Here is a 26242-nt window from a genome sequence, read left to right as displayed (position 1 = left end):
TGTCCGACGGGGTTACGTACTGACTTTATTTCTAGGGAAAACCCGCATCATCCATCAATAAATCGATTGAGAAAAGTTGGATTCCATCTGATAAGTGGATGGATTTGAAAGGTTTTTCCGTTTAGCGACCGCCAGACGCGGATGCCGACGATCTCGCGGGTGATAGGGTCAGATTCGAACGGTCGTTCTAGTGCGCCCGTCAAGACTGGCGGTGCACCACGCAGGCGCATACAATCTGCGCCACATTCCCATTGGGCGAAAAATCCCCCCTATTCGTACATGGCATCTCATCCGACCCGAATTCCCGACGCCGTCTCGCTCCCCGAGTTGACGGTACGCGGCATGATCCTGGGCGCACTGATCACCGTAGTGTTCACCGCCTCCAACGTTTATCTCGGCCTCAAGGTCGGTCTCACGTTTTCGTCCTCCATTCCTGCGGCCGTGATTTCGATGGCGGTGCTCCGCGCGCTGCGGGGCGGCAACATCCTCGAGAACAACATGGTGCAGACGCAGGCGTCTGCGGCGGGCACGCTCTCATCGATCATCTTTGTGTTGCCCGGCTTGTTGATGATCGGACACTGGCAAGGTTTTCCGTTTGGCCTGACGCTGGCAATCTGCGCGTCGGGCGGCATTCTTGGCGTGCTGTTCACGATTCCGTTGCGTCGTGCGATGGTCGTCGACAGTGACTTGCCGTATCCGGAGGGTGTGGCAGCCGCAGAAATTCTGCGCGTCGGCAGTGAAGGCGACGAAGGCACGTCGTCCTCCAACGGCAAGGCATCGACGGGTAACGAAGCGAGCGGTGTGCGGGAGATTGCCTTCGGCGGGATCGTCTCTGCGCTGTTCGCGTTTGCGACGGCTGGCCTGAAGATTCTCGGCGAGAGCATTACCGCGTGGATCCCGGCGGGCGCTGCGGTCTTTCGTCTGACGACCGGCTTCTCGCTCGCATTGATCGGTGCCGGTTATCTCATCGGCATCGTGTCGGGGCTGGCCATTCTGCTCGGCTTCGTGCTCACCTGGGGCATTGCTGTGCCAGTGCTCACGACCATCACACCGAATCCCGATGGTCTGGCGATGACGGCATTCGCGAATGGGCTGTGGCAACACAAGGTGCGGTTTATTGGGGCCGGTGTGATCGGCGTGGCGGCTATCTGGACGCTGATCACGTTGGCAAAGCCGATGGTCGATGGTGTGAAGACGTCGTTCACGGCGTTGGGCAAGGCACGCGGCGCGCGGGGTAAGTCTGGTAACGGACAGACGCTCGGTCGCACGGAGCAGGATCTGTCACCGTACTGGGTGATCGGTCTCACGTTGTTGTGCGTGGCGGTGTGGGTCGTGACGTTCGGTGTGTTCCTCGCGGACGCGCCGCTGTCGTTCGGCGGTACCGCGACGCTGGTGATTTGCAGCGTGGTTTTCGCCGTGGTCTTCGGCTTCCTGGTGGCTGCGGCATGTGGCTACATGGCGGGGCTGGTGGGATCGTCTGCCAGTCCGATTTCGGGTATCGGCATCGTTGCAGTGGTGTTGGTGTCGCTGCTGATTCTGAGCGTCAGTCAGGCAAGCGGGCTGCTCGATACCGCAGGCGGCAGCAAGCTCGCGATTGCGTTGGCGCTCTTCACGACGGCTGCGGTCATCGCCATTGCCACGATTTCCAACGACAATCTGCAGGATCTGAAGACGGGTTGGTTGGTGGGCGCGACACCTTGGCGTCAGCAGGTGGCGCTGTTGGTGGGCTGTGTCGTGGGTGCGGCGGTGATTCCGCCGGTACTGAACCTGCTGTACAACGCTTATGGGTTCACCGATGCATTGCCGCGTGCGGGGATGGACCCGTCGCAGGCGCTTTCGGCGCCGCAGGCGATTCTGATGACAGCGATTGCCAAGGGCATCTTCACGCATCAGCTCGACTGGTCGATGCTCGGCATCGGTGCGGTGTTGGGGCTGGCGTTGATTGCGATTGATGCAGCGTTGGCCAAGCGTGGTGGCGTTGCGCGTGTGCCGGTTATTGCTGTGGGTATCGGTATCTATCTGCCGCCGACGATCGGCTCGGTGCTGGTGATCGGTGCGGTGCTGGGTTGGATTGCGCAACGCATTCTGAAGTCACGCGCCAAGGCGCAAGGAAAGGACTTCGGGCCGTATGCGGAAGCGGCCGAACGACGCGGCGTGTTGCTGGCATCGGGCCTGATCGTAGGTGAGAGTCTGGTGGGCGTTGCGATGGCGATGGTCGTCGGCTTCACCGGTTCCGACGCACCGCTGGCCCTCGTCGGCAGCAGCTTCGCCCCAACGTCGGAATGGCTCGCCCTGCTGGTCTTCGCTGGCATCTGCATCGTCATCGTCCGCCGAGTCCTATCGACAACGCGGTCGGCGTGACCCGCATGATCGGCGTAGCGATCTATTCGCACGCTACTGCGTTCAACGTCGTATAAATTCTAGCGTCCTCCTGTGAGTCGATAAGCGCGATCCCGCGCACATCGACTCACAGCATCCCCCCAGCAAGTCCCTCTCCTCCCTGTTTGATCACACGCTAAAGCGCCCAGACTTCGCGCATGGGCATGACGCGTCACGCTTTTACTGAAACACGTCCACGTTAAGGCTGAGATTTCATGTCATCCGACGAAGATGTCGATGGAGCGTCGTTGTTGATGGGAGTGAAGGGGGGTACCGCTGATCGTAGGCAACGTGTTCTAGTCGAGTCACGCCCCCCACCGGAATGGTCGACGCCAATTGCGGGGCTAGAGGAATACGACGTCAGGCACCCAAGCACACGTTAATACGTGAATACGCGATTGAGCAATCCGCAGACGGAGCGCAATCGTTAGAGGGTACAAAACCGGAAATAATGACTTGGACGTGGCCTGACTGGCTGGCCCGTTACCTCAAGCGTACGGTCGAGCAAAATCGCTGTTGAGGCGCACAGCAACACCCGGAAACTGACGGCACGATGGATTCGTGTGCAAATGCTCGCCTCAGAGCCTCCCCCTTGCTGTCGTCTATTCAAGAAGCGGCCGCGACGACAATGCGTGAGTGGAATGCGTTAAGAACGGAGAATACCTAAGAACACGCAAAGTGCGCGCCGCAAAGCCTCCCCCTTGCTGTCGTCTATTCAAGAAGCGGCCGCAACGACAATACGTGAGTGGAATGCGTTAAGAACGGAGAATACCTACGAACACGCAAAGTGCGGGCCGCAAAGCAAAAACCCCTTGCTACGTTTGTAGCAAGGGGTTTTTAAGGGGAGCCTGACGATTACCTACTTTCACACGGGTATCCGCACTATCATCGGCGTGGAGTCGTTTCACGGTCCTGTTCGGGATGGGAAGGGGTGGTTCCAACTCGCTATGGTCATCAGGCTTAACTTGTATGTTCTGCTGACCTGAGGTCAGCAAAACCAATTCGGAAGAAGCGTAGTACAACAACTATTGTGGGTTGTGAGTGTATCGGCACATTGCGATACTCACACCAGGAAAAACACACTGGTTATAGGATCAAGCCTTACGGGCAATTAGTATCAGTTAGCTTAACGCATTACTGCGCTTCCACACCTGACCTATCAACGTCCTGGTCTTGAACGACCCTTCAAAGGAATCGAGTTCCTAGGGAAGTCTCATCTTAAGGCGAGTTTCCCGCTTAGATGCTTTCAGCGGTTATCTCTTCCGAACATAGCTACCCGGCGATGCCACTGGCGTGACAACCGGTACACCAGAGGTTCGTCCACTCCGGTCCTCTCGTACTAGGAGCAGCCCCCTTCAAACTTCCAACGCCCACGGCAGATAGGGACCAAACTGTCTCACGACGTTTTAAACCCAGCTCACGTACCTCTTTAAATGGCGAACAGCCATACCCTTGGGACCGGCTACAGCCCCAGGATGAGATGAGCCGACATCGAGGTGCCAAACACCGCCGTCGATATGAACTCTTGGGCGGTATCAGCCTGTTATCCCCAGAGTACCTTTTATCCGTTGAGCGATGGCCCTTCCATACAGAACCACCGGATCACTATGACCTGCTTTCGCACCTGCTCGACTTGTCAGTCTCGCAGTTAAGCACGCTTTTGCCATTGCACTATCAGCACGATTTCCGACCGTACCTAGCGTACCTTCGTACTCCTCCGTTACACTTTGGGAGGAGACCGCCCCAGTCAAACTGCCTACCATGCACTGTCCCCGATCCGGATTACGGACCTAGGTTAGAACCTCAAACAAGCCAGGGTGGTATTTCAAGGACGGCTCCACAGAAACTAGCGTTCCTGCTTCAAAGCCTCCCACCTATCCTACACAGACCGGTTCAAAGTCCAATGCAAAGCTACAGTAAAGGTTCATGGGGTCTTTCCGTCTAGCCGCGGGTAGATTGCATCATCACAAACACTTCAACTTCGCTGAGTCTCGGGAGGAGACAGTGTGGCCATCGTTACGCCATTCGTGCAGGTCGGAACTTACCCGACAAGGAATTTCGCTACCTTAGGACCGTTATAGTTACGGCCGCCGTTTACCGGGACTTCAATCAAGAGCTTGCACCCCATCATTTAATCTTCCGGCACCGGGCAGGCGTCACACCCTATACGTCCACTTTCGTGTTTGCAGAGTGCTGTGTTTTTATTAAACAGTCGCAGCCACCAGTTTATTGCAACCCCTTCACCCTTCTGGCGCAGGCCAGTTAAGCTACAAGGGCGTACCTTATCCCGAAGTTACGGTACCAATTTGCCGAGTTCCTTCTCCCGAGTTCTCTCAAGCGCCTTAGAATACTCATCTCGCCCACCTGTGTCGGTTTGCGGTACGGTCTCGTATGACTGAAGCTTAGAGGCTTTTCTTGGAACCACTTCCAATTGCTTCGTGAACAAGTTCACTCGCCCCACAGCCTTGAATTACGCGCCCGGATTTGCCTAAGCGCCTTCTCCACTGCAGGGACCGGGACTTCCAACACCCGGACAACCTTCCGCGATCCGTCCCCCCATCGCATCATACGACGGTGCAGGAATATTAACCTGCTTCCCATCAGCTACGCATCTCTGCCTCGCCTTAGGGGCCGACTCACCCTACGCCGATGAACGTTGCGTAGGAAACCTTGGGCTTACGGCGAGGGGGCCTTTCACCCCCTTTATCGCTACTCATGTCAGCATTCGCACTTCTGATACCTCCAGCATCCTTTACAAGACACCTTCACAGGCTTACAGAACGCTCTCCTACCATGCGAGCAAGCTCGCATCCGCAGCTTCGGTATATTGCTTAGCCCCGTTACATCTTCCGCGCAGGACGACTCGATCAGTGAGCTATTACGCTTTCTTTAAAGGGTGGCTGCTTCTAAGCCAACCTCCTGACTGTTTTAGCCTTCCCACTTCGTTTCCCACTTAGCAATATTTAGGGACCTTAGCTGGCGGTCTGGGTTGTTTCCCTCTTGACACCGGACGTTAGCACCCGATGTCTGTCTCCCGTGATTGCACTCTTCGGTATTCGGAGTTTGCTATGGCGAGGTAATCCGCAATGGACCCCTCAACCATGACAGTGCTCTACCCCCGAAGGTGATACACGAGGCACTACCTAAATAGTTTTCGGAGAGAACCAGCTATTTCCAAGTTTGTTTAGCCTTTCACCCCTATCCACAGCTCATCCCCTAACTTTTCAACGTTAGTGGGTTCGGTCCTCCAGTACGTGTTACCGCACCTTCAACCTGGCCATGGATAGATCACTTGGTTTCGGGTCTACACCCAGCGACTGAACGCCCTATTCGGACTCGCTTTCGCTACGCCTTCCCTATTCGGTTAAGCTTGCCACTGAATGTAAGTCGCTGACCCATTATACAAAAGGTACGCCGTCACCCCTTACGAGGCTCCGACTGTTTGTATGCATGCGGTTTCAGGATCTATTTCACTCCCCTCCCGGGGTTCTTTTCGCCTTTCCCTCACGGTACTGGTTCACTATCGGTCGATTACGAGTATTTAGCCTTGGAGGATGGTCCCCCCATCTTCAGACAGGATTTCACGTGTCCCGCCCTACTTTTCTCAAGCTTAGTTCCACACCAGGGTTTTCTCATACGGGGCTATCACCCACTATGGCCGGACTTTCCATTCCGTTTTGATAACACCGGTGCTAAATCTTGAAGGCTGGTCCCATTTCGCTCGCCACTACTTTGGGAATCTCGGTTGATTTCTTTTCCTGCAGCTACTTAGATGTTTCAGTTCGCCGCGTTCGCTTCGCTAGACCTATGTATTCAGTCTAGGATGACCTAAAAGGCCGGGTTTCCCCATTCGGACATTTGTGGATCAATGCTTATTTGCCAGCTCCCCACAACTTTTCGCAGGCTATCGCGTCCTTCATCGCCTGTAATCGCCAAGGCATCCACCACATGCACTTATTCGCTTGACCCTATAACGAGTGCGTCTTTCGACACATTCTTCATAGGTTGAGTATTAGCGTTGTGCCGTATTCCAAGTCATCTTTCGATCACTTAAATACTGGTTGATACAATCACAACCCGTACAATTTCCACGCGCCATCTCTAACGCGCTTCCGTTGTACTACTTCTTCTTCCAAATTGTTAAAGAACATAAACTGCATGACATTGCTGTCATTCAAAAGCATTCACTTTGCTTGTAATTCATCACAGGGGATTTACTACAGACGTAAAGCGCTTTTGACTGACATCGATGTGATCTAAGGTTTTTGGTGGAGGATGACGGGATCGAACCGACGACCCCCTGCTTGCAAAGCAGGTGCTCTCCCAGCTGAGCTAATCCCCCAATCAAGCCGACTTACCACCACTTGAGTCTATCGAACAGTGGTTAAAAAGCTTGGTGGGTCTAGATGGACTCGAACCATCGACCCCCGCCTTATCAAGACGGTGCTCTAACCAACTGAGCTATAGACCCGACTTAGATCTACGCAGTCAACAACCGATAAGCGTGAACACTCAACTTCCAGTGCATGCTCTAGAAAGGAGGTGATCCAGCCGCAGGTTCCCCTACGGCTACCTTGTTACGACTTCACCCCAGTCATGAATCCTGCCGTGGTAAGCGCCCTCCTTACGGTTAGGCTACCTACTTCTGGCAAAACCCACTCCCATGGTGTGACGGGCGGTGTGTACAAGACCCGGGAACGTATTCACCGCGACATGCTGATCCGCGATTACTAGCGATTCCAGCTTCACGCAGTCGAGTTGCAGACTGCGATCCGGACTACGATCGGTTTTCTGGGGTTAGCTCCACCTCGCGGTTTGGCAGCCCTCTGTACCGACCATTGTATGACGTGTGAAGCCCTACCCATAAGGGCCATGAGGACTTGACGTCATCCCCACCTTCCTCCGGTTTGTCACCGGCAGTCTCCTTAGAGTGCTCTTGCGTAGCAACTAAGGACAAGGGTTGCGCTCGTTGCGGGACTTAACCCAACATCTCACGACACGAGCTGACGACAGCCATGCAGCACCTGTGTTACGGTTCTCTTTCGAGCACATCCGCCTCTCAGCAGACTTCCGTACATGTCAAGGGTAGGTAAGGTTTTTCGCGTTGCATCGAATTAATCCACATCATCCACCGCTTGTGCGGGTCCCCGTCAATTCCTTTGAGTTTTAATCTTGCGACCGTACTCCCCAGGCGGTCAACTTCACGCGTTAGCTACGTTACTAAGGAAATGAATCCCCAACAACTAGTTGACATCGTTTAGGGCGTGGACTACCAGGGTATCTAATCCTGTTTGCTCCCCACGCTTTCGTGCATGAGCGTCAGTATTGGCCCAGGGGGCTGCCTTCGCCATCGGTATTCCTCCACATCTCTACGCATTTCACTGCTACACGTGGAATTCTACCCCCCTCTGCCATACTCTAGCCTTGCAGTCACGAATGCAGTTCCCAGGTTGAGCCCGGGGATTTCACATCCGTCTTACAAAACCGCCTGCGCACGCTTTACGCCCAGTAATTCCGATTAACGCTTGCACCCTACGTATTACCGCGGCTGCTGGCACGTAGTTAGCCGGTGCTTATTCTTCCGGTACCGTCATCCCCCCGAGGTATTAACCCAGAGGATTTCTTTCCGGACAAAAGTGCTTTACAACCCGAAGGCCTTCTTCACACACGCGGCATTGCTGGATCAGGCTTTCGCCCATTGTCCAAAATTCCCCACTGCTGCCTCCCGTAGGAGTCTGGGCCGTGTCTCAGTCCCAGTGTGGCTGGTCGTCCTCTCAGACCAGCTACAGATCGTCGCCTTGGTAAGCTTTTACCCCACCAACTAGCTAATCTGATATCGGCCGCTCTTGTAGCGCGAGGCCCGAAGGTCCCCCGCTTTCCTCCTCAGAGCGTATGCGGTATTAATCCGGCTTTCGCCGAGCTATCCCCCACTACAAGGTACGTTCCGATATATTACTCACCCGTTCGCCACTCGCCACCAGGTGCAAGCACCCGTGCTGCCGTTCGACTTGCATGTGTAAGGCATGCCGCCAGCGTTCAATCTGAGCCAGGATCAAACTCTTCAGTTTAAACCTGTTACTGTTTTCGGTTTTTCGTGATAAATCACTAGAACCGGTCGCTCTCAAAGTATGCTGACAAGTTAATTACTTAACTTACCTATTACTATGTGAGCCTCAATAAATTTAAAGCTTATCTGCCGAAGCAGACGCACTATTCATCGAGTGCCCACACTTATCGGTTGTTTAATTTTTAAAGATCAATCGCATCTGACTTAACTTCGTCGCTTAATTACCGCGCCGTCGCTTCGTTTTCTGCGTCGCTGCATCAGCAGCAGAGAAGTGAGATTATGTCGCAGCTTCTCGTCGTCGTCAACAGTTTTTTTCGCTTTCTTCGTTCGTCGCCGTAGCGACTCACAAGCTCCAAAACCACTAACCACCGGGCTTTCTAGCCCGTCGCTTCAACCTCGTCGCTGCTTTCGCTGCGTCCCCGTCGTTGCGAGAGACGGAATATTAATGACGTTCACGAACGAGCGCAAGTCCTTTGTGAAATTATTTTTACGATCGTGGGAATCTTGCGTGTCCACGCGCCAGCCACCGCCCAAACGAAGAGGACCGGCCGCTCTCCCTATATATAGAGAGCGGTCGGTCCTTCTCCTCATCAAGAACGATCAACGCATCAAGTTCTTCCGTTCCGTCGGGGTCAGCGCCTGTAACTGGGACTCGGACAGATTCATCTGACCAACCACCTGCACGGGCGACGCCGGATCGTAGCGGAACATCTTGCCGGTATCCGCACGCGGCTTACCCGTGCTGTCTGTCTGCGCCCCGGCATCCAGCATGCGCACGCTAAAGATGGACGACTGATTCTGCCTCGATGCCGCCCGATCGCGAGCCATCGCCTCCTGAGCGGCGGACGCCGCTTGCGCCGCCGTGGCGCTCGCATTCGTCAGCGCACCGACGTTGACCGCAGCGACCGTCGGGATACCCACCGATTTGCCTTGCACCTGAATGTTCTCGGCATTCATCACACGCAATGCCGCAACGTTCACATTACCCGACACCCGAATCCCGGCTTCGCCCGCGTCGACCGTTCCCAGCGGGGCGATCAGGTCGATGTCGCCCGGCGGTACCTCCGGGATCGGCGCCAGCGTCGCAATGCCAGCGCCCGTGTTCGGCGTCGTCGGCGAGAGCGAAACAATGCCGAGCCCGTCATACACCCGGCGTTGCGGGGTATAGACGACGGTGGACTTCGAGCCGCGACCAGCGTTGATATCGCCTTGCGCCGACCACGCCAGGATGTGGCCGCCGAACGTCGTGAAAATACGGCTCTGTCCCAGCAGAATGCTATCGAGCGAATACAGTTCGACGTTGCCCCTGCCCTGCGTCAGAATCCCCGACCCTTCTTCCGGGACGAACCCGCCGTCCACGCCGACGAGCGTCCGCCCGCCTGGCGTGAGTACGCTCACGCCGCCACCAAAGTCCGTATGAATCCCGGCATCCTGCACTTCGTAGTGCGGCACGCCCGTCGCCGGACTTCCACGCGCAATCCACTGAGCCTGCGTCAAATACTTAACGCCGGCCTGCGGACGCGTCGTCGACAAACGATTCATGTTCTGGAGGAAATACGCCGCGCTACTGTACATCGTCAGATCGCCGTCGTACTGCCGTGCCGCGCCCGTCGCATCGGTCGTCGGGAACAAGGTCGCAATGGCTTCCCGACCGCGCAAATAGCTGCCCGCGCGCGGGCCGCTCGCGTCGTTGTACTCCCGGCCCGACGCACGCAGTTCGGCGAAATAGACGTCCCGGAGATAGGCACGCTGTTGCTCGGGCGCAAGCGCGTCGAAGAACTGACGCGCGTCCATCGACGCCGCATCGAAACGAACGCTCTGACCATAGCGCACCGATGCGTCGCCAAAACGTCGGGTCAGCCAGTTCACGAGATACAGATTGCTTTGCTGCTGATATTCATTTCGCAGATCGCGCTTGGCAACAGCCCCGGCACCGCCCGCCGCTTTGCTCGCGGCATCGAGTTCGGCCTGTTTGTTGACGAGATAGGCCTCGGCACGGCTCGCATCGTCCGCATAACCAAACTCCTGCTTCAGCCAGCCGCTCAACGTCATCTCGCCGCCATACACGACGACTGCCTTACCTGGCTGATCGGCGAACGGACGCCCCGCTTCGGCCAGATTCGCCGGATCCAGATAACGAGCAGCGAACGCCTTGAAGTCGATACCGTCGAGCCCCTTCGGACCGACGCCCGCCGCCACGGCAATCCCGGCACCGCTGCTCCGGTCACCCGACGTGACGTTGGTCAGCGCCCCGAGGCTGCGCAGCTCGGCCTTGTCGCCCATGAGAATGTCGCGTCCGGCCGTCACTTCGAGCAAGCCCGGACCGGCCACGTAGAACGAGCTATATCGGATATCGCGTCCGGCCGAGACGACGGAAATGTCGTCCGGCGAGTTCTGCACGATCAGGTTGCCCCGTGCCGTTGCATTGCTTCTCGGTTGCGGCCTGCCCGGATTGTTCACCGGATCCTGAAAGTCCGGAATGGTGTACCAGCCTGCGAAATTGCCGTTAGTCGACAGGAACGTTCCAAGCGGTGTGCCCGAGTTGACGATGTCTCTGCCCGCCCGGATGGCGACTGCGCCGTTGCCCTCGTACCAGTTCGCCTCCGTACCCGGTTGCGGCACCACGGTTCCGCGATAGTTGATACCGCCGGTCTGAAGTCCCACGATATCGCCGGTCAGCGCATAGAAACGTGCGGGCGAGATGCCGCTGAAGTCGTACCCTGAGACGGTCGCCGGCGTCAGGCTGAACATCGGGAAACGATCGAGCGAATCCTGACTGTAGGCAAGCAGCATGAACCCCGGCGCCAGCGCATCTTGCCGAACGTTGGTCAGGAACTTACGACCGAACCAGGTGGCGAGCACCCCGCCCGCGAACGCCGGATTCTGCGCAGTGGGCAATGCTGTCGGATCCGCCGCCGAGCGACTGATCGCGTAGCCGGAGCTGTACAACGACTTACCTGCGATCATCTCCAGCGCGCCACCGTCGGTAGCGACCTTGAACAGGGAACTGACCGGCTCAGGTGCCAACAATACCGGTGTGTCGCCACGGGACGGATACGAATCTTCGCCGAGGATCCCCGTCGCCGAGTAACCGTTGTAGATGCTCCCATTGGCCGCCACAGCACGCAACGTGGCGGGCAACACGAAGCGCCCGTCTGTCGCCGAATAGTTCATCCCCACACGGCCGTTGTCCCCCAACGTCGTGATCGGCACCAAATTCCCGCCCGCGCTGAACAGATCGATGGCAGTCGAGGGCGTCCAGAGCGTGAACCAACTGATGCCCTCGCCGCTATAGGAGGTGCCGTTCACGGAGAACGGCGTGCCATTGGTGCGCTGTTGCGTGCGCGTGGCGTCGCCGTAACCGCCGATTACCAGATCGCCACGCGTGTCGATACGGGCCGTCGAGTCGCCCAGCACGAGCGATGGTCCACCGGTCCCGATGCCGCGTTCGGCGACATAGGGGTCGCGAGCGCGCGACTCGCTTATGTCGGTGCCGCCAAAGATGGCGTCGAACCCGCCCAGTGCTCCGGCTTCGACGCGTGTCGCGCCGCGCAGGTTGGTGAACGTGCCGTTCAGTGCAAGATTGCCGATACGCCATGTGGACAGATCGGTAATCGGGTTATTGGTCGGCGCGACGGCGCGAACTTCGCGCACCGGATTCAGGCCGCCGCCGATACGCACGTCGAGATCGCCCCCACCGGTGAGTACGATCTGCGAGCCATCGGCCGAGACACGACCGGTACTGGCCACAGAGACGTTCAGCCCCTCGCTTCGCGCCAGCGCACGTGGGCCTTCGGTATTGCCCGGCCCCATCCGCGATTCGAGCATGCCCGCGTTGCCGCCCGCCTCAAGCACGACGTTGCCACCGCCGAGCGTTCCAAGCCCGGTAAAGCCCTGCAGGAAAGGTGCCGTACCGAACACGTCGGAACCGCTCTGTTTACCCGCCGTGTAAGTTCCGAAGTTCACCCACCATGCGGTCGGCACACCGTCCGTCTGAATCACGGAACCGGAGCCTTGTCGCCACAACCAGCTACCGACATTGCCCGAATCGGTGACCTGACGCGGGTCGCCGAACCCCGTCGCATTCGGGCGTCGGTAGCTATCGGACGTGCCGATCGTATCGCCACGAATGTCGCCCTGCGCGCGCACGAAGAGGTTGCCACCGTGCTCCGGATACCACGCCGAATACAGGCTCTGCGCCTTGCCGTCGACGAACTTCTCGAACTCGCCGCCGTCCGGCCCCAGCACCGTTGCGTTTTTCACCTTGGAGCGGGCCAGGTTGTAGGCGGCCGCCACATCTCGCGATTGCGTACCGGCCGTATAGACACCGTACGGCGAGTTCATGGTGAAGTTTCCGCCCGCGAGCATGTCGAGATCGCCCGTGCCGGTGCGCACCACACTGAAAATCGGCTCACGCGCCGGGCTGGCTTTCAGTTCGAACTGCGCAGGAATTCCCGGTGTGACGATCTGAATCATGTCGCCCATCGTGTTCCAGAAGTCCGCATCGGCGTCGGAATTGATACCGTAGTCCGCGAGCTCCTGCGCCGTAATCGGATCCCCGGGAGTCGTACCGAAATACCACGATGCATCACTTCCCCAGCGATACACACCGACTGTTCCCGTGCCCGGGATTTTCACTGACTTTTCCCCCATCCCGTAATGCGTATCCGAGAGCGCCAGATGACCGTTCGCAGCAGACGCGCGCAGTGCACGCGGATCAGCGGCAGCAAGGTCGGCACCAGCGACCAGCCGCATCGACCAAGCGGCCGATCCCGGCTGCAGCATCGGCGCGAGCGCCAGCAGTTGTCCCTGAATTCCGTCGGCATCGGCGGGACGCACGTTGACGAACGTCGCATCGTTCGGCAGCTTGACGGTCGTTTCTGCCGGAATGATCGCGCCCTTCTTCATCGCCAGATCGCTGGCCAGCACAAAGGTCGTGGGCAGCACCTTGCCTGCGGGCCAGATCATCGCGGCGACCGATGCGTCGCCGGGCAGCAGCACGCCTGCGTCCAGCTTCATGTCGCGAGTGAGCGTCACGCTTGACGTGAGTACCGAACCCGCCGCGTACACCACGTTGCCGGACGCATCGCGCACCGCGCCGCCCAGCACCGTGCCTGCGGGGAAGGTCAGATCGGCCGTCAACGTCGCCTGCCTTGGCAGACGCGTGCCGCTCGGGAGCGTGCTGGCTTCGATCGAGATGTCGTAATTGAGTTGTCGCTCTGCCGGGAACGTCGTCCCTGCCGCAAGTGTGACCAGACCGCCCACGGGCACGACGGCGTCACCGCCCCAACCCGCCTTGCCGCTGGTGAGCACCCATCCCTTGTTGTCCGAAGACGTCGCAGTCAGCTTGCTCGTGTCGAAGCCGTCGTTCACGCTGCCGAACACTTCGAGGTTGCCGCCCGCACGAATGGTCAGCGCCCCGGCTTCGCCGCTGCCGTACACACCGGTCTTCTGCGTGTTCGGATTCAGACTCGCGTAGCGATAGCGCGACATGTCGATGTCGCCATCGATGTGCAGATCGCCCTCAGGCGTGGCACTCACGATCTCGACGCCCGGTCGCAGATGGAAGGCGGCCGTATAGCGACGCAGGCCCGCCAGTCGCGTGAGCAGTGCGCCGTTGGCCAGCGCGTTGGACATGAACGTCTCGTTCTGTCCGTGCAGCGTGTCGAGATAATCCTGATCGATGATCTGATACGGTCGGCCGTCGACCGAAACGTCGGTGCCCGGACGCGCATTGGCATCCCGCTGCATGCCGTTGACGGTAATCGAACGTGCACCATCGATCACGACGTTGCCGCCCGCATCGATGGCAATGTCGTTACCGGTCGCACTACCCGCGCCATTCGGCCCCAGACGTTTGGCGCTGATCTCGACGGTGCCGACGTTGAGCGGCGTGCCATTCGTCCCGGCACGTACATCGATGCGCGCGCCATCGGCCAGCACAACCCGCCCGTCACCGCCGTTGATTTCGACAATAGCGCGGTTCGAAGCCTCGATAGGCTTACCGTAGCTATCCAGCCGGAGCGTGGTGCTATGTGCGTCAAGCGTTGCATTGCCGCCGACGTTGACACCGTCACGCGCCGACAATCGGATGCTCCCCACCTGCTTGCCGCTCGCATCGACCCGCCCGGCGATATCGAGCCGCCCGCCGTCGACCGACAGCGTAATTTCGCGTGCCTTGAGTTCGTCGCCGACGACGAGATCGCCTTGCTTGATCTGGAAGCTGCGGCTACCGAACACGCCCCCTTCGCTCAAACGTGAATTCAATGCCGTGAAGCCATCGATGCGCTGTGCCCGCACATCGATACCGCCCGCGCTGAACGGGACCAGCGTGCCGCCTGCGTCGTACATGCCGGTCGCGCTGCCGAGCAACTTACCTGCGAGCGAGACGTCCCCGCCGGTCGCGCCCACTGCCGTCACGGACAACTTGCCTGCACGGTTCTCGACAGCCGACAGATCGATGACCGCCCCACCCGCCTGACGCACGTTGCCTTGCTCGCTGGAAAGCAGCACGTCGCCGCCCCAGCTGTATTTCGTCGCGTCGAAGAACTGGAGCTTGCGTCCTGCGAGATCGAGTTGCGCGCCATCTCTGAGCGTGACATCACCGGCCGCGTCCACCCGCAGGCGACCGCTCGGCAGCACGACATTGGTATCGATGTACGTCGCGCCGCCGGACTTCAGCCCGACTTCCGCCCCGAGGGCGGCGACCAGTTGGTCATTGCCAACCGCTGACTTCGCCCGTGCGCTTGCATTGGCGACCGTGATGTTCCCGCCCGCATTGAAGCGATTGACCGAACCCGCCGCCCCAGTGAGGATCGGCGTATCGATGACGATATCGCCGCCGCTGTAGTCGTAGGCGTGCGTCTGGTCGTTCCAGCCGTCTTGTGAGCGATAGACGGACAGGCTGCCCTTCTGATTGGCCGTGACACGTTCGCTCGCCTTGAGCTCGACCGTCGAGAACCCGACCGCCAGACGGTTCATGGCGTTGTTGACGTCGGGCTGCGTGGCCGGCCCAAAACCGAACTCGATCTCGCGTGCCTCAATCGCTAACCGACCGCTGCCGGTTCCCGCGCCACCGGCGACCACACTGCTCGCCGGGGCCTTCGAGCCGGTCCAGACCAGACGATCCGTGCGAATACGCGCCAGCGCATCGCTCGCCCCGTAGCCGAAGATCGCAGGGGTGCCGAGCACGAGCGTATCGATGGTCGACTTGCCGGTGGTCGCGTCGATGGTGGACAGTTCGACGGAATCGTAGAAGTTGATCGAATCGCGGGCGATGAGCGACAGGCTCTCCAGCGCCGGTGCGCCGTACACCGTGTCACCGCGCAGCAGACGCGACAGCACCGGTTGATTCAGCGTCAGCCCCTGCGCAAGCTTCCCGGATGCCGCCAGCGCGTCGAGTGAAGCCTGCTCGCCCACGTTCACCCGCCCGACGGAGAGCGATAGTTGACGCGTGCCGTAGCGCACGGCATCGGTGATCGTGAAGCGCTTATCCGTCGCTACCGCGATGGAGCCCTCGGACAGCAGCAGCGATTCGCCGCTGCACGCAGCGCCCGCCGTGCAGACCCCTAGGTCGATGTAGCCCGAACCAAACGAGTCGGTAGCCGTTGTCGGCGTCGGCGCGAGCATCGCAATCCGACCGTTGGACACGGCCAGCACACCGGACGTGCCCGGTGCGTAGGTGTAGCCGTTCGACGCATCCCACATCTGCATGCCATAGCCGAGCGTGTTGATGCCGCTGCCCTGCTCGATGGTGATACCGCGGGTCGGTGAGCGTGTCACGATGAACACCTCACCCGCGCGCAAGACCGCGCCGCCGCGCAGCACCACGTCGTACACATTGCCGCGACCATTGACATCGAACGATGCCGTGGCGGCCCCCAGCGTGCCTCCCGTGCCCTTGAGCACTTCGGGCAGCGCACCGATCGCCAGTCGCGCCGCACCGATGGCGTTCAAGTCGTTGGCATAGAGCGATACCAAGCCGATATCGCCCACCGTTGGCCTGGCATTCGCGCCGAGAATTTCGAAGCTAGCGCCGGACGGCGAACTGACGAGAACGCTGGCACCGTAACCGTCCTTTCCATGCGTGACGTCGGCGTGACCTTCGAAACGCAGCGACGGAAGTCCGTCGATTGCGCCCAGGTAGGAGTGCGGCAGGAAATATAAGTCGAGACGCTTGGCATCCGCCTCGATCAGCGAGCGGGGAACACCATCGCGGGCCGACGCCGCCCGTGCGAAATCGGCGTAGCTCATCTCGTTGTACTGCGAGTACTTACGCAACGTGTCTGCGGACGTGAGCACAGCCCGCGTAGGCGCGGCGCTGCGAATGCCGGTGTCGTTCACGCTCAACTGTGCCGAAAGCGCGAGCGAGCCGTTGCGCATCGCGAGCGGCGTGAGACCCGCCGGTGCCGTCGTCCCCGGTTGTAACTCCACGCGGTACGCGCCAGGCAGCAGTGCGAATGTCGACGGCAGCAGCGTGTAGGTTCCGGCAGGCAGTCCCGGCACACCGTTGCCGATAGTGATCTGCTGACCGATGAGCGGTGCGCCCGCGCCGTTGTCGCTCACGATGGGCGCGTAGCCCGACTGTGCACCGGGAACGATGGCGTAGACCGGATTGGACGACAGGGACGGCAGCGTGAAGCTAGCCTTGTTGCCCGTCTGCACCACCTGCATGAGCGGCGAGAGGCGCGCGTCGATCGAGCCGCCGCGTCCGCTAAGGAACGCCGCGCCGCGAATCTCGCCACCGCCCGACAGATCGATGACCGCGCCATCATCCACGCCTACCGAGTGCGCATACACAGCAATCGTCGGCCCTGCGCCTGCCAGCGCGAATTTCGCGTCGGCACCGGCATTGAGATAGCTCAGGCCGTCGAGCGAGCCACCAAAGGGCATCGTCAGCCCGGCCGCACTCACCGACGTGACACTGCCCGGCAGCAAACGCAGCAAACCAATGGTCTGAAGGTTACTGGCGGTGCCGAACGTGATGGAGCCCATCGGGGCGCGCAACACCCCGCCCTGCAAGATATTCGGCGCGGCGAGCATCAGATTGCCAAAGAGCGAATAGGGTTGTGCAGGTAGCGCGTCGCCCACGCGCTCGATGGTCAACTTGCGCTCAGGGTCGAATCGGATTTCGTTCGTCTGCCACTGTTCGTTCACATACGTGCGCTGCCCCACGACAATGGTCGCGGTGGCTTCGGAGACAGGGTAGATCTGAGCGGCGGCAAGCGTCAGATCGCCCGGAACGTAGAACGTCGTCTTGTCGAGAAGCCGCAGGTCGCCACGGCTGCGCAACGCGACATCGCCAAACGCGAGTCGGCGGACTTCGATCGGTGCAGTGTTCGTCTCGATGGTCCCCGCTGTGCCGAATTGCATCGGACCCGACAGATCGATGATCGATGCATCGACCTCGAACTTTGCGTTGCGGTCCTGCGCTGGTAATCCGAGCGCACCGCCACCCTGCCCCTGATTCTTCGAGCCCACGACCGCATTGGGCATGATCTCGTTTTCGCCCTGCGCACGCGTGGCCCCGGCCAGTTGCACATACGGCGCCGCAATCTTCACCACGCTTCCCGGGGTCGCGTTCGCTGCCAGACCGAAGGAATTGGCCGTCAGTCGCACGCTTTGTCCCAGCGACAGGTCGACGCTGCCGTCGAAGTCGATCATGCCGTTGGCGAGCAGCGCCAGATTGTCGAAGCCACCGGCCTTGACGCGATCCACGCCGATGCGAGCAGTCCCCATCGCGAGCCCGCCACCGACTGCGCCCGCCGTCAGGGTGTCCGACAGCGTGCTCGGACCCTGCGTTTGTGCAACGACCATCTCGTGGGCGACGCGAACCGCGTCTTCCACGGCGGCACCCTTGAGTGTGAGGCGGTCGACAGGGGCGTACGCCAGCGTCTCAAGCACCAGATTCAGCGTGCCGCCCGCAGCGCCCGCGCCCCCCGACGCGGCGATCATCTCACCGTCGAGATACAGGCCCCGTGCCGAGGCCAGCGAAATCACGCCGCCGTTGCTCGTCACATGCGTGCGGCCCTGACCCGGTACGTCGACGTCTGCCGACGCGCCCGACGCATCGAGCTTCGCTCCGGGGCGCACGATGACGAAAGCGTCTGCGGCGTCGACCTTGGTCGCTCCGGGCGCGTACTTTGCGCCGATCTGGATCGTGCCGCCAGCGGCCACCCGGCCGTTGTATGCGCCGGACGCGTCCTGCGCCACAAACGGTCGGGCCGCCACATCGATCACGGAATGGCTGCCGAGCCAGATCGAGCGCGCCGTGAACGCGCCGTCGGGGCGATCGACGTCATTGCCCGTGCCGAACGCGCCGCGCAACAGACCGACCGTCCCCGAGGCCGCGTACAACCCGCCGAGCAAGGTGATCTGATCGTTGCCCGTCAGCGCGATGCTGCGCCCCGGATCGACGTCGATGCGCGCACCTTCGGCCACGACCAGCGGCGCGCGCTTGTAGACCGTCCCCGCGTTGAGCGCGAGATCGGCACCGCCGCGTTGCGTGACGGTGCCCTTCGCGGCGTCGCTCTGCCAGACCGGCGGGAGATACGTGCGCAATACGCGAGACGGATCGCTGCCGCTCGCGGCGTCCTGCGCGGCCTGCTTGTCCGCATACAGCACCGGCATCACGACGTTCAGATGTGCATTGTCGGCCACAGACACGCCCAGTTGACCCGTGACGTCGTAGCGCGCGAAACCCGTAGAGAAGAGATCCGCACTCAAGACCGTAGGCGACGCCACCCGCACCTTCTTAGTCACGGTCAGCCCGACGGGGACGACATCCCCTTTAGTCAGCGTCACGTCGAACGGCAGCGGCGTGCCTGCCTTGGCGACTACGTTGTACGGCACGACAGGGATGCCCTGCGGGAAGACGTTACCCGGAAGCACATAGTCCGGCGCGACGGTGCCGAACGTGCGCACGATAACGGTGCCCGCAGGCACGACCTGCCCCGAACTATAGGAGCGGCCACTCGGTGCGTAAGCGAAGAAGGTGCCCGACGCCCCTGCAGGCACCGTCCAGTCGGCGGCGAGCGTCACCGGCGCGTCGGCGGTGATCGCCGGTGCTGTGGTGAGCGTCTGCCCCGGCATCACGCGTGAGATCGTCTGCTTGTAGTCGACCGGCGCGATGGTGCCCGCCTTGATCGTATAGTCCTCCAGCAGCATGACGTTAATCGGCAACGACTCACCGGCAGCGAGCCATCCCTCCGTCTGAAGCCCCGCACCGCCGATGAGCACGCCGTTGCCCGTGTCGACCTTGAGCGTGCCGCCGCCGTTCACACCATAGGCGCGCAACGTACCGTCGACCTGCAACTCACCATGCCGCTTGCCGTCGAGGTCGTACTGGCTGGCCAGCAGCGAGACGCTGCCGCCCTTGCCACCACGCACCGTGCCGTTCGACAACAACGCTGCGCCCGACGACACATCGACGACACTCCCCGGCAGCAACCTTACGTCGCCCGAACTGGAGAGCTGCACACTACCGCCGTTGACATACGGCAGGCCGTGAATGCCCGCTTCGCCGTCATCCGCGCGGCTCCACAGGCCACGTGCGTCGAGCGTCGCGCCGCCCGCCACCTTGACGTACTGCTCACCGCCGACGACGGCAGTGTCCGCAACGGGCATGTCGGTCCAGACACCGTTGCTGGTGATCGTGAGCATCTGATTCAGGATGTTGCCTGCGGCGATAACCCCGCCGCGCGCCGTCACGTTAGCGTTGAGTTCCACGCGCGTGGCATGCAGGCCGACGTCACCACCATCGGCAACACGAAGGTCGCCGCCCAGCGTCAATCGCTCGGTCGCCATCAGCTTCACGGCACCGAAGTTCTGACGATTGATCCAGTCGGCGTCGAGCGAGATCTTTCCTGCGCGCTTCGGATCGATCGCCGCATCGAGTGCGATGTCGGCCGCCAACGGCAGCACCGACCCGACGTCGATAGTACGAACGAGCGCCGACGGACTGTCGCGCAAGGCGAGCGCTACGTCGTCGTAATAGGGCGTGATCCGCCCAACGATGAACTGTCCGGCGCGCGGTGCAGCCAGTTGAGATTGCAGATAACCGTCGTAGAGTCCCCGGTCGGCGGCCAGCGTCTGGCGCGGCCCTTGATAGACGGACGTATCGACGTCGCCCTCAAGCACGGCCGACAGACTGGAGACGACCAGACGCCCCGCATCGCGTCCGACGGTGTAGCCGTTCTCCAGGCGTTCGCCCGGCGCGATGAATGGCGTGGCGTATGACTCCGTGGCGCCTTTACCCCATCGGGTGTGAGCGACTTCGAAACCGCGATACACACCCAGATAGCGCAAATCGCCCGGCGCATTGTCAGCACGATAGAGTTGCCCGTCATCGCCACGCAGCCAGCTCTGACGGATCATGCCGGTCTGCACGTCGAGCGTGCCGCCCGCGAGATTGATCAGCGAACCGGCGCGCGTGACGACCTCTGCGCCGCCCAATTGCACCGTTCCACCCTGTGCGGCCCACTCGCCGATACCGTGTTGCGCCGTGTTCAGATAGCCGCTGACTTCGAGCAGACCGCCCGCGGTGTACCAACGATCGGTCGTGAAGCCTTGCGTACCCGCTGGCACGCGTACCAGATAGCGACGGTCGATGAAGAGCGTCTGGTTGTTGAGCAGTGCGGAATCGCGATTGGTCGGCGCATCGCGTTGCTCGTTGCCCTGCACGCTGATTTCGAGGTTGTTCGACGCCATCGCCACCTGCACGCCGACCGCGCCCGACACGTCGAGCTTGGCACGCTCCATCGCGACCATGCGACGCGTCGCCGCCACGTTGATCTGCCCGCCGTTGGCTAGCGTGAGCGAGTCGCTGTCGAAAAGTACGTCGCCCGACGAGACGACCTGCACCAGCGACTGATCGCGACGGTTGTACAGCCCGGATTCAGCGACCTTGGCAGTGTCTGCAAGCAACGACGAGCGCTGCACATCGAGCGCCGTGTCGCCTGCCGTGTCGAGCAGGATGGCGCTCACTGCACCCGGCGCGACCTTCACCTGTGCGTTTGCGTCGCCGCTCGCCGTCAGATGGATCGTGCCGCGCGTGTTCACGGAGGTGCTCGACACCAGCACGCCACTTTGATCGACTTGACGACCGGTGAGCGTGATGTCGCCCAGCGTCGACAGGATCAGACCGCTGTTGCTGACGCGTCCGGCCGTCGATCCCGCGAGGAGGCCCGGCGTGACTTCGTTGCCGCGCGTGCTGGAATTAGGATTGCCGTCGGTGCCCATACCGCGACGGATAACGAACGCGTCGCCGCCCGCAATCACCGTCTGGCCCGAGGGTGTGACGATCGTGCCCCGGTTATGCGCTTCGCGACCCAGCAGCAGCACATAGCCGCCGCCTTCTGTCACCGACTGCGGATTGCGCGTGCCGATTCGTGCACCTGCATCGACGACCACATTGGCCGTCGCGCCGGTATGCGAGAAGCCCGAACCGGTGACAGTCAGGTCGTTGGCGAACGTCGGCACCGTCGCGCCTGCGAGTGCCGCGCCGTAGATGCCGCGATTGAACTGGTCGTTCGTCATGCCCACGGCAGCCGCGACGAGATTGCGCGTATCGACTTGCGCCGTGCCCGTGAACTGAATGCCGTTGCGGTTGACGATCACGACCGTGCCATCCGCCTTGATCTGGCCCTGAATCTGGCTCGGGCGAGCGTTCGGGTCGTTCACGCGGTTGAGCACCGCCCAACCCGGTTGCTGCGCGAACTCGACCGTCGTGCGACGCCCGACGTTGAACGTCTCCCAGTTCAGAATGGCCTTCTCGCCCGTCTGCTCGATCTTGACGTTGGTGTTGCCAGCGGCGTCGCGCGTTTGCGCGATGTCTTTCTTGGCGTTGATCCAGCCCGCCGTGAGGCTATTCGTGTCGACCTTCAGGCCGCCTTCGGCAAGACCGTCGGGAATCGTTTCCGGAGACGCAGCGGCCGCCTGACGCGCCGCCATCTGCGCGGCCTGCATCGCCGCGATACCTTGTGCTGCGGTGGCGAGATTGGCGATGGAGTTCTGCAAAGCCTGATTGGCGCGCTGCTGCTGCTCACCCGGGTTTTGCAGCGACGAGACGGGCATGCCGTTCGGCAAACGTCCCGTTTGCGCCGCTGTAGTCTGCGCAGCACCGCGTGCGGCGAACCATGCACTGCTGAACGCCTGCTGCGCGTGGGCTGCGCCGATCATGGCGCTACTCGCGGCGAACACCGCGACTGCTTGCGCAAGCGGGCGGATGCGCAGCACGCGCAGTGGCAAGGAGGGCACGGAGGGCGAAGAAGAAGCTACGCGCTTACGCATGATGGTTTCAATCCCGTCTGTCGTCTGGTGCGGCTGTGGGGCGGTGTCTCGCGACAACGCCAGCGGACAGCCTCTGGCAGGTTTTCGTCCAAACGTCCCATGCATAGGAATGCGAAAGGAACACTTGACGCTCTCGGGACTAAGACCCTTCGACGCAGGCCAATCGGCAAGGATTTATTTGAATCTTTCGTGACATGACCGAACCGTCACGACGAACGGCCAACTCGCGGCGTTCGGAGACTACATTGACTTAGGGGATCCGCGCCAATCAACCGAGCAACACGATGCCACCGGGCAGCGTGCGCGCCGACAGACTGAGTGAATGCTCGATCTGACCGAGCGCCACGTCGAGCGAGCGGATCGCAAAGCGTCCGGTCACCGGACGCGCGGCGATCTTGTCGTTCAGGAGTACGACTTTCCCCGGACGGTAACGGTTGATCTCTTCGATCACATCGCCCAACGGCACCTCGGCAAATCGCAGATAGCCGTCGCGCCATTCGGGCATGGCGTCGGCGTCGACATTGACCAGCGATTGCAGACTGTGCGCGTCGTACACGAGTTGTTGACGGGCGCGCAGCGTGACACGCCCGGCGGTATGCACCACATCCGCCGCGCCTTCGATGCAGGTCACGCAGACCTTGTTGGCCACGTTGCGCACTTCGACACGTGCGTGGTGCGCAATCGTGCGCCCTGCGCCCGCCACGATTTCGAACGGGCGCGACGCCAGCGTTGTGTCTACGGCCGCTTCGCCGCTCAGCAGGTCGATGCCCGGCGTACCGGCCGCAGCGCCCCCAGTACGAAGCGCCACGCTCGTACGCGTGTTCATTTCGACGGAGACGTCGCCTGCCAGCGCGACCGTGCGCTGTTCGCCGGTCCCGGTGCTGTAGTCGGCGTGAATGGATGCCGCACTGGGCAGCAACCCGAGCGGCCCACCGATGACGGCCACACCGGCGGCCGTAGCGAATGCGCCTGCCGTGCCCGCAAGGATCCAGCGGCGGCGCGGATCGAAACCCCGTTCGGTCTTCCGCTCAGCCTTCGCCTTCGATTTGGCTTTGCGCGACGGAGCCGGGCACGCAGCAACCGCCGACTCAGCCGCCGCCGATTGCTGCGCCGCCTGCGTCAGTTGCTTCCACTGACGCTGTGCGCTTGCCAGTGCCTGCGCGTGCTTCGGATCGCGCCGCGCCCATTCGCGCAGCGCGTCGCCATCGGCGTGCGTCATTTCGCCGGACGCCATACGTCGCACCCAGCTCATCGCCTGCCGCTCGGCGGCATCGAGACGCCGCTTGTGCGGCAACGGGGTATCGGGTCGGGACATCATGGCGTCACCTCTCGCATGAGACGGAAGGTCTCCTTTGCTGAGACGGTTTTGCCCCGCGCCATCGGCAATCCCCGGTTCATTCGGACCTCGGCATATGCGCCATGCAGTATTCGTGCGCACGCTTGAGTTCAAGACCGACGAGACGCGGCGACACGCCGAAGCGGCGTGCCACGTCTTCGTTCGACATTTCATGGACGCGCACCGCGATAAAGATCGCGCGACGGCGCGGCGGCAGATCGGCCAGCAGACGTTCGAGCGTGGCGATATCGTCGCGCGCTTCGATGGTCTGTGCGGGCCCCGGCGTCGGATCGACGAATTCGGTCATGAGCGCGTCGATTTCATCGTCGCTCATGTAACGACGTTCGCGCTGCACGCGGTCGAACGCCATGTTCATGGCGATGCGCATGAGATACGCGCCCGGACTCTTCACGTCGCTCTGCCGGTCGGCACGGTCGTCGAGATGCACCCACGTGTCGTGCAGGGCGTCGCTCGCCAGCTCGGCGGAACCCAGCCGCCAGGTCAGTTTGCGTTTGAGATCTTCGTAACGCTGCGCGAGCAGGTCACGCAGGAAGGCGCGCGGTGTGTCGACCATCTAGTGCTCCGTCATCGCCTGACACGGCGACTGCACACACGCGACATGACCGGTGCGACACCCCGCAGGCAACAGCAACATGACGAAGGGGCGCGTCGTATCCGCAGGCACGCGGCCGACGTCGAGCCCCTGCAACCGTTGCACAATGGCCGTGTCCCGGCGTGCATCCCCGGTGGTATCGAGCAGACGCACCCGGCTGACCCGCGCACTCGCACCGACCTGCACCGTCATTGCCAGACGATAATCGCCGGGCGAGAGAGACGGTGGCGCACACAGGGCGCGCAGCACAACGTTCTGCAACGTCCCGTGGTAGCTCGCAGCAACGCCCGCCTCGCCACGCTGCGCATCTTGCAAGACCGGTGAATTCACCGGTGCCAGCACGAACGCGTTCTCTGCCGTCAGCTCCGCCGTCACACCGGTGCCGGAGAGCAGCTCGTCAAGCGCCTCATGCGGGGCGTGGATACCGGACACAGCATGCGAACGACGGCCCTCCACCAGCGAAGACGGGTAAAAGACAGACATGCGCGTGAGCGCGTCGAAGCGGGCGAGCGCGTCCTTCAAGGGGAGCTCCGGGATATCGAACGACTGCGCCTCAGAGGCAGTCGTCCGGGCAATGGCGGCCGGACCGAACAGCAGACACGCGAGCCACCCAAGCGCTAATACGCCAGCCAGCCAACTCACCCCGGCGGGCGATTTCCGCATCCCCGTTGATCCACTAATGATTTGTAAGAATTCCTGACAATTCTCGTGTCCGATTGTGACGATGCTTTGACAATGCGCAGGATTGCCTTCTCAAAGAAAAAAACCCGTAACGCGCCCACGGGGTAGTAAGCGCGCTACGGGCCAACCAGTCGTCTGCTGGACGTGATACTGCCGCGCGGGGAGGTCCCCAGGCTCGAGAGGAAAACGCGCTTGATGCGCCGCGCGGCGACGCTTCAGTTGAGCGTCATCGGTGCCTGCGACTCTGCGGCATCGACACCGGCGAGGGCGTCGCCCGGCGTCGCCAGGTCGTCACGCGGTGCGGCGGCCTGACCGGTCGCCTGCTGCGTGAAGTTACGCAGATGCAGGAAAAACTGTCCCATCATTTCGACCCACAGACGCATCGAGAAGCGCAGGAACTCCGACGTGACGCCGCCCGCGACGAACACGTCCATCTCCAGCACGAGGAATTCGCCGTGCGCGGCCACGCGCGCGAAGCGGCGCGAACGATGCCATTCGTTGATAAGTCCTTCAGGCAGATCACCGCCCTGAATGCGCAGCGGGCAGCTCAGCGTGAGATCCAGATACTGATCGACGCCCGCCTGATTGCCCCAGTGCACCTGATAGCCAATGCCGTGGCTGGCGCTGTGCAGACGCGTCACCAGATCGTCTTGCTGAACCGAGACGGCGCAACCGGCGGCACGAATCGCATCGGCCACCTGTGCGGACGTCATGAAGGTGATGACGTCCAGGGGGGATGACTCGTTTGACGTCACCGGCGCGGCTGCTTGTGCTGCGTCGTGGTTGTCTTGTTGCATCGTGTTCTCTTCGTTCATGCCAGTGGTCCTCAACGTCCGTTTTTGATATCTGATACTGCGTTCTGATTACGCGTTGCAAA

General features: G+C 61.2%; 6 protein-coding genes, 2 tRNA genes and 3 rRNA genes. 1 reads left to right on the top strand and 10 read right to left on the bottom strand.

Going from position 1 to position 26242, the window contains the following annotated elements:
- The first annotated feature begins 279 nt into the window (after window positions 1–279).
- The gene (locus NTU39_RS06110; protein WP_257959497.1) at window positions 280–2361 is read left to right on the top strand and encodes an OPT family oligopeptide transporter; all 2082 of its coding nucleotides are present in this window, start codon (window positions 280–282) and stop codon (window positions 2359–2361) included.
- Between the two features lie 864 nt (window positions 2362–3225).
- Here the strand turns inward: NTU39_RS06110 and rrf are convergent.
- From rrf to NTU39_RS06060, 10 genes are all read right to left on the bottom strand, one after another.
- Window positions 3226–3338: ribosomal RNA gene (rrf, locus tag NTU39_RS06105) — 5S ribosomal RNA — on the bottom strand.
- 131 nt (window positions 3339–3469) lie between these two features.
- Window positions 3470–6347: ribosomal RNA gene (locus NTU39_RS06100) — 23S ribosomal RNA — on the bottom strand.
- Window positions 6348–6645: 298 nt separating this feature from the next.
- Window positions 6646–6721, bottom strand: a tRNA-Ala gene (locus tag NTU39_RS06095).
- A gap of 52 nt (window positions 6722–6773) precedes the next feature.
- A tRNA-Ile gene (locus NTU39_RS06090) sits at window positions 6774–6850 on the bottom strand.
- A gap of 64 nt (window positions 6851–6914) precedes the next feature.
- Window positions 6915–8447, bottom strand: a 16S ribosomal RNA gene (locus NTU39_RS06085).
- Together the 16S, 23S and 5S rRNA genes with 2 tRNA genes alongside form the textbook arrangement of a ribosomal RNA operon.
- 599 nt (window positions 8448–9046) lie before the next feature.
- Window positions 9047–22735 (bottom strand): filamentous hemagglutinin family protein, encoded by a 13689-nt coding sequence (locus tag NTU39_RS06080; protein ID WP_257959496.1) that lies wholly within the window; start codon window positions 22733–22735, stop codon window positions 9047–9049.
- A 268-nt stretch (window positions 22736–23003) separates the two neighbouring features.
- Window positions 23004–24053, bottom strand: coding sequence for a FecR family protein (locus NTU39_RS06075; RefSeq protein ID WP_257959495.1), 1050 nt, complete (start codon window positions 24051–24053; stop codon window positions 23004–23006).
- 76 nt (window positions 24054–24129) lie between these two features.
- Window positions 24130–24645 (bottom strand): RNA polymerase sigma factor, encoded by a 516-nt coding sequence (locus NTU39_RS06070; protein WP_150666688.1) that lies wholly within the window; start codon window positions 24643–24645, stop codon window positions 24130–24132.
- Entirely contained in the window at window positions 24646–25347 is a 702-nt protein-coding gene (locus tag NTU39_RS06065) for an STN domain-containing protein (RefSeq protein ID WP_257959494.1), read from the bottom strand. It lies immediately after the preceding gene.
- Between the two features lie 233 nt (window positions 25348–25580).
- Window positions 25581–26180 carry a YbjN domain-containing protein gene (locus tag NTU39_RS06060; RefSeq protein WP_150666690.1) on the bottom strand — a complete coding sequence of 200 codons (600 nt, stop codon included), beginning with the start codon at window positions 26178–26180 and terminating at the stop codon, window positions 25581–25583.
- Window positions 26181–26242 lie beyond the last annotated feature (62 nt).

This window comes from Pandoraea commovens, from assembly GCF_024704525.1.
Classification (GTDB): domain Bacteria; phylum Pseudomonadota; class Gammaproteobacteria; order Burkholderiales; family Burkholderiaceae; genus Pandoraea; species Pandoraea commovens.
The sequence above is the reverse complement of the archived record's forward strand: the minus strand, read 5'-3'. Positions and strand labels throughout refer to the sequence as shown.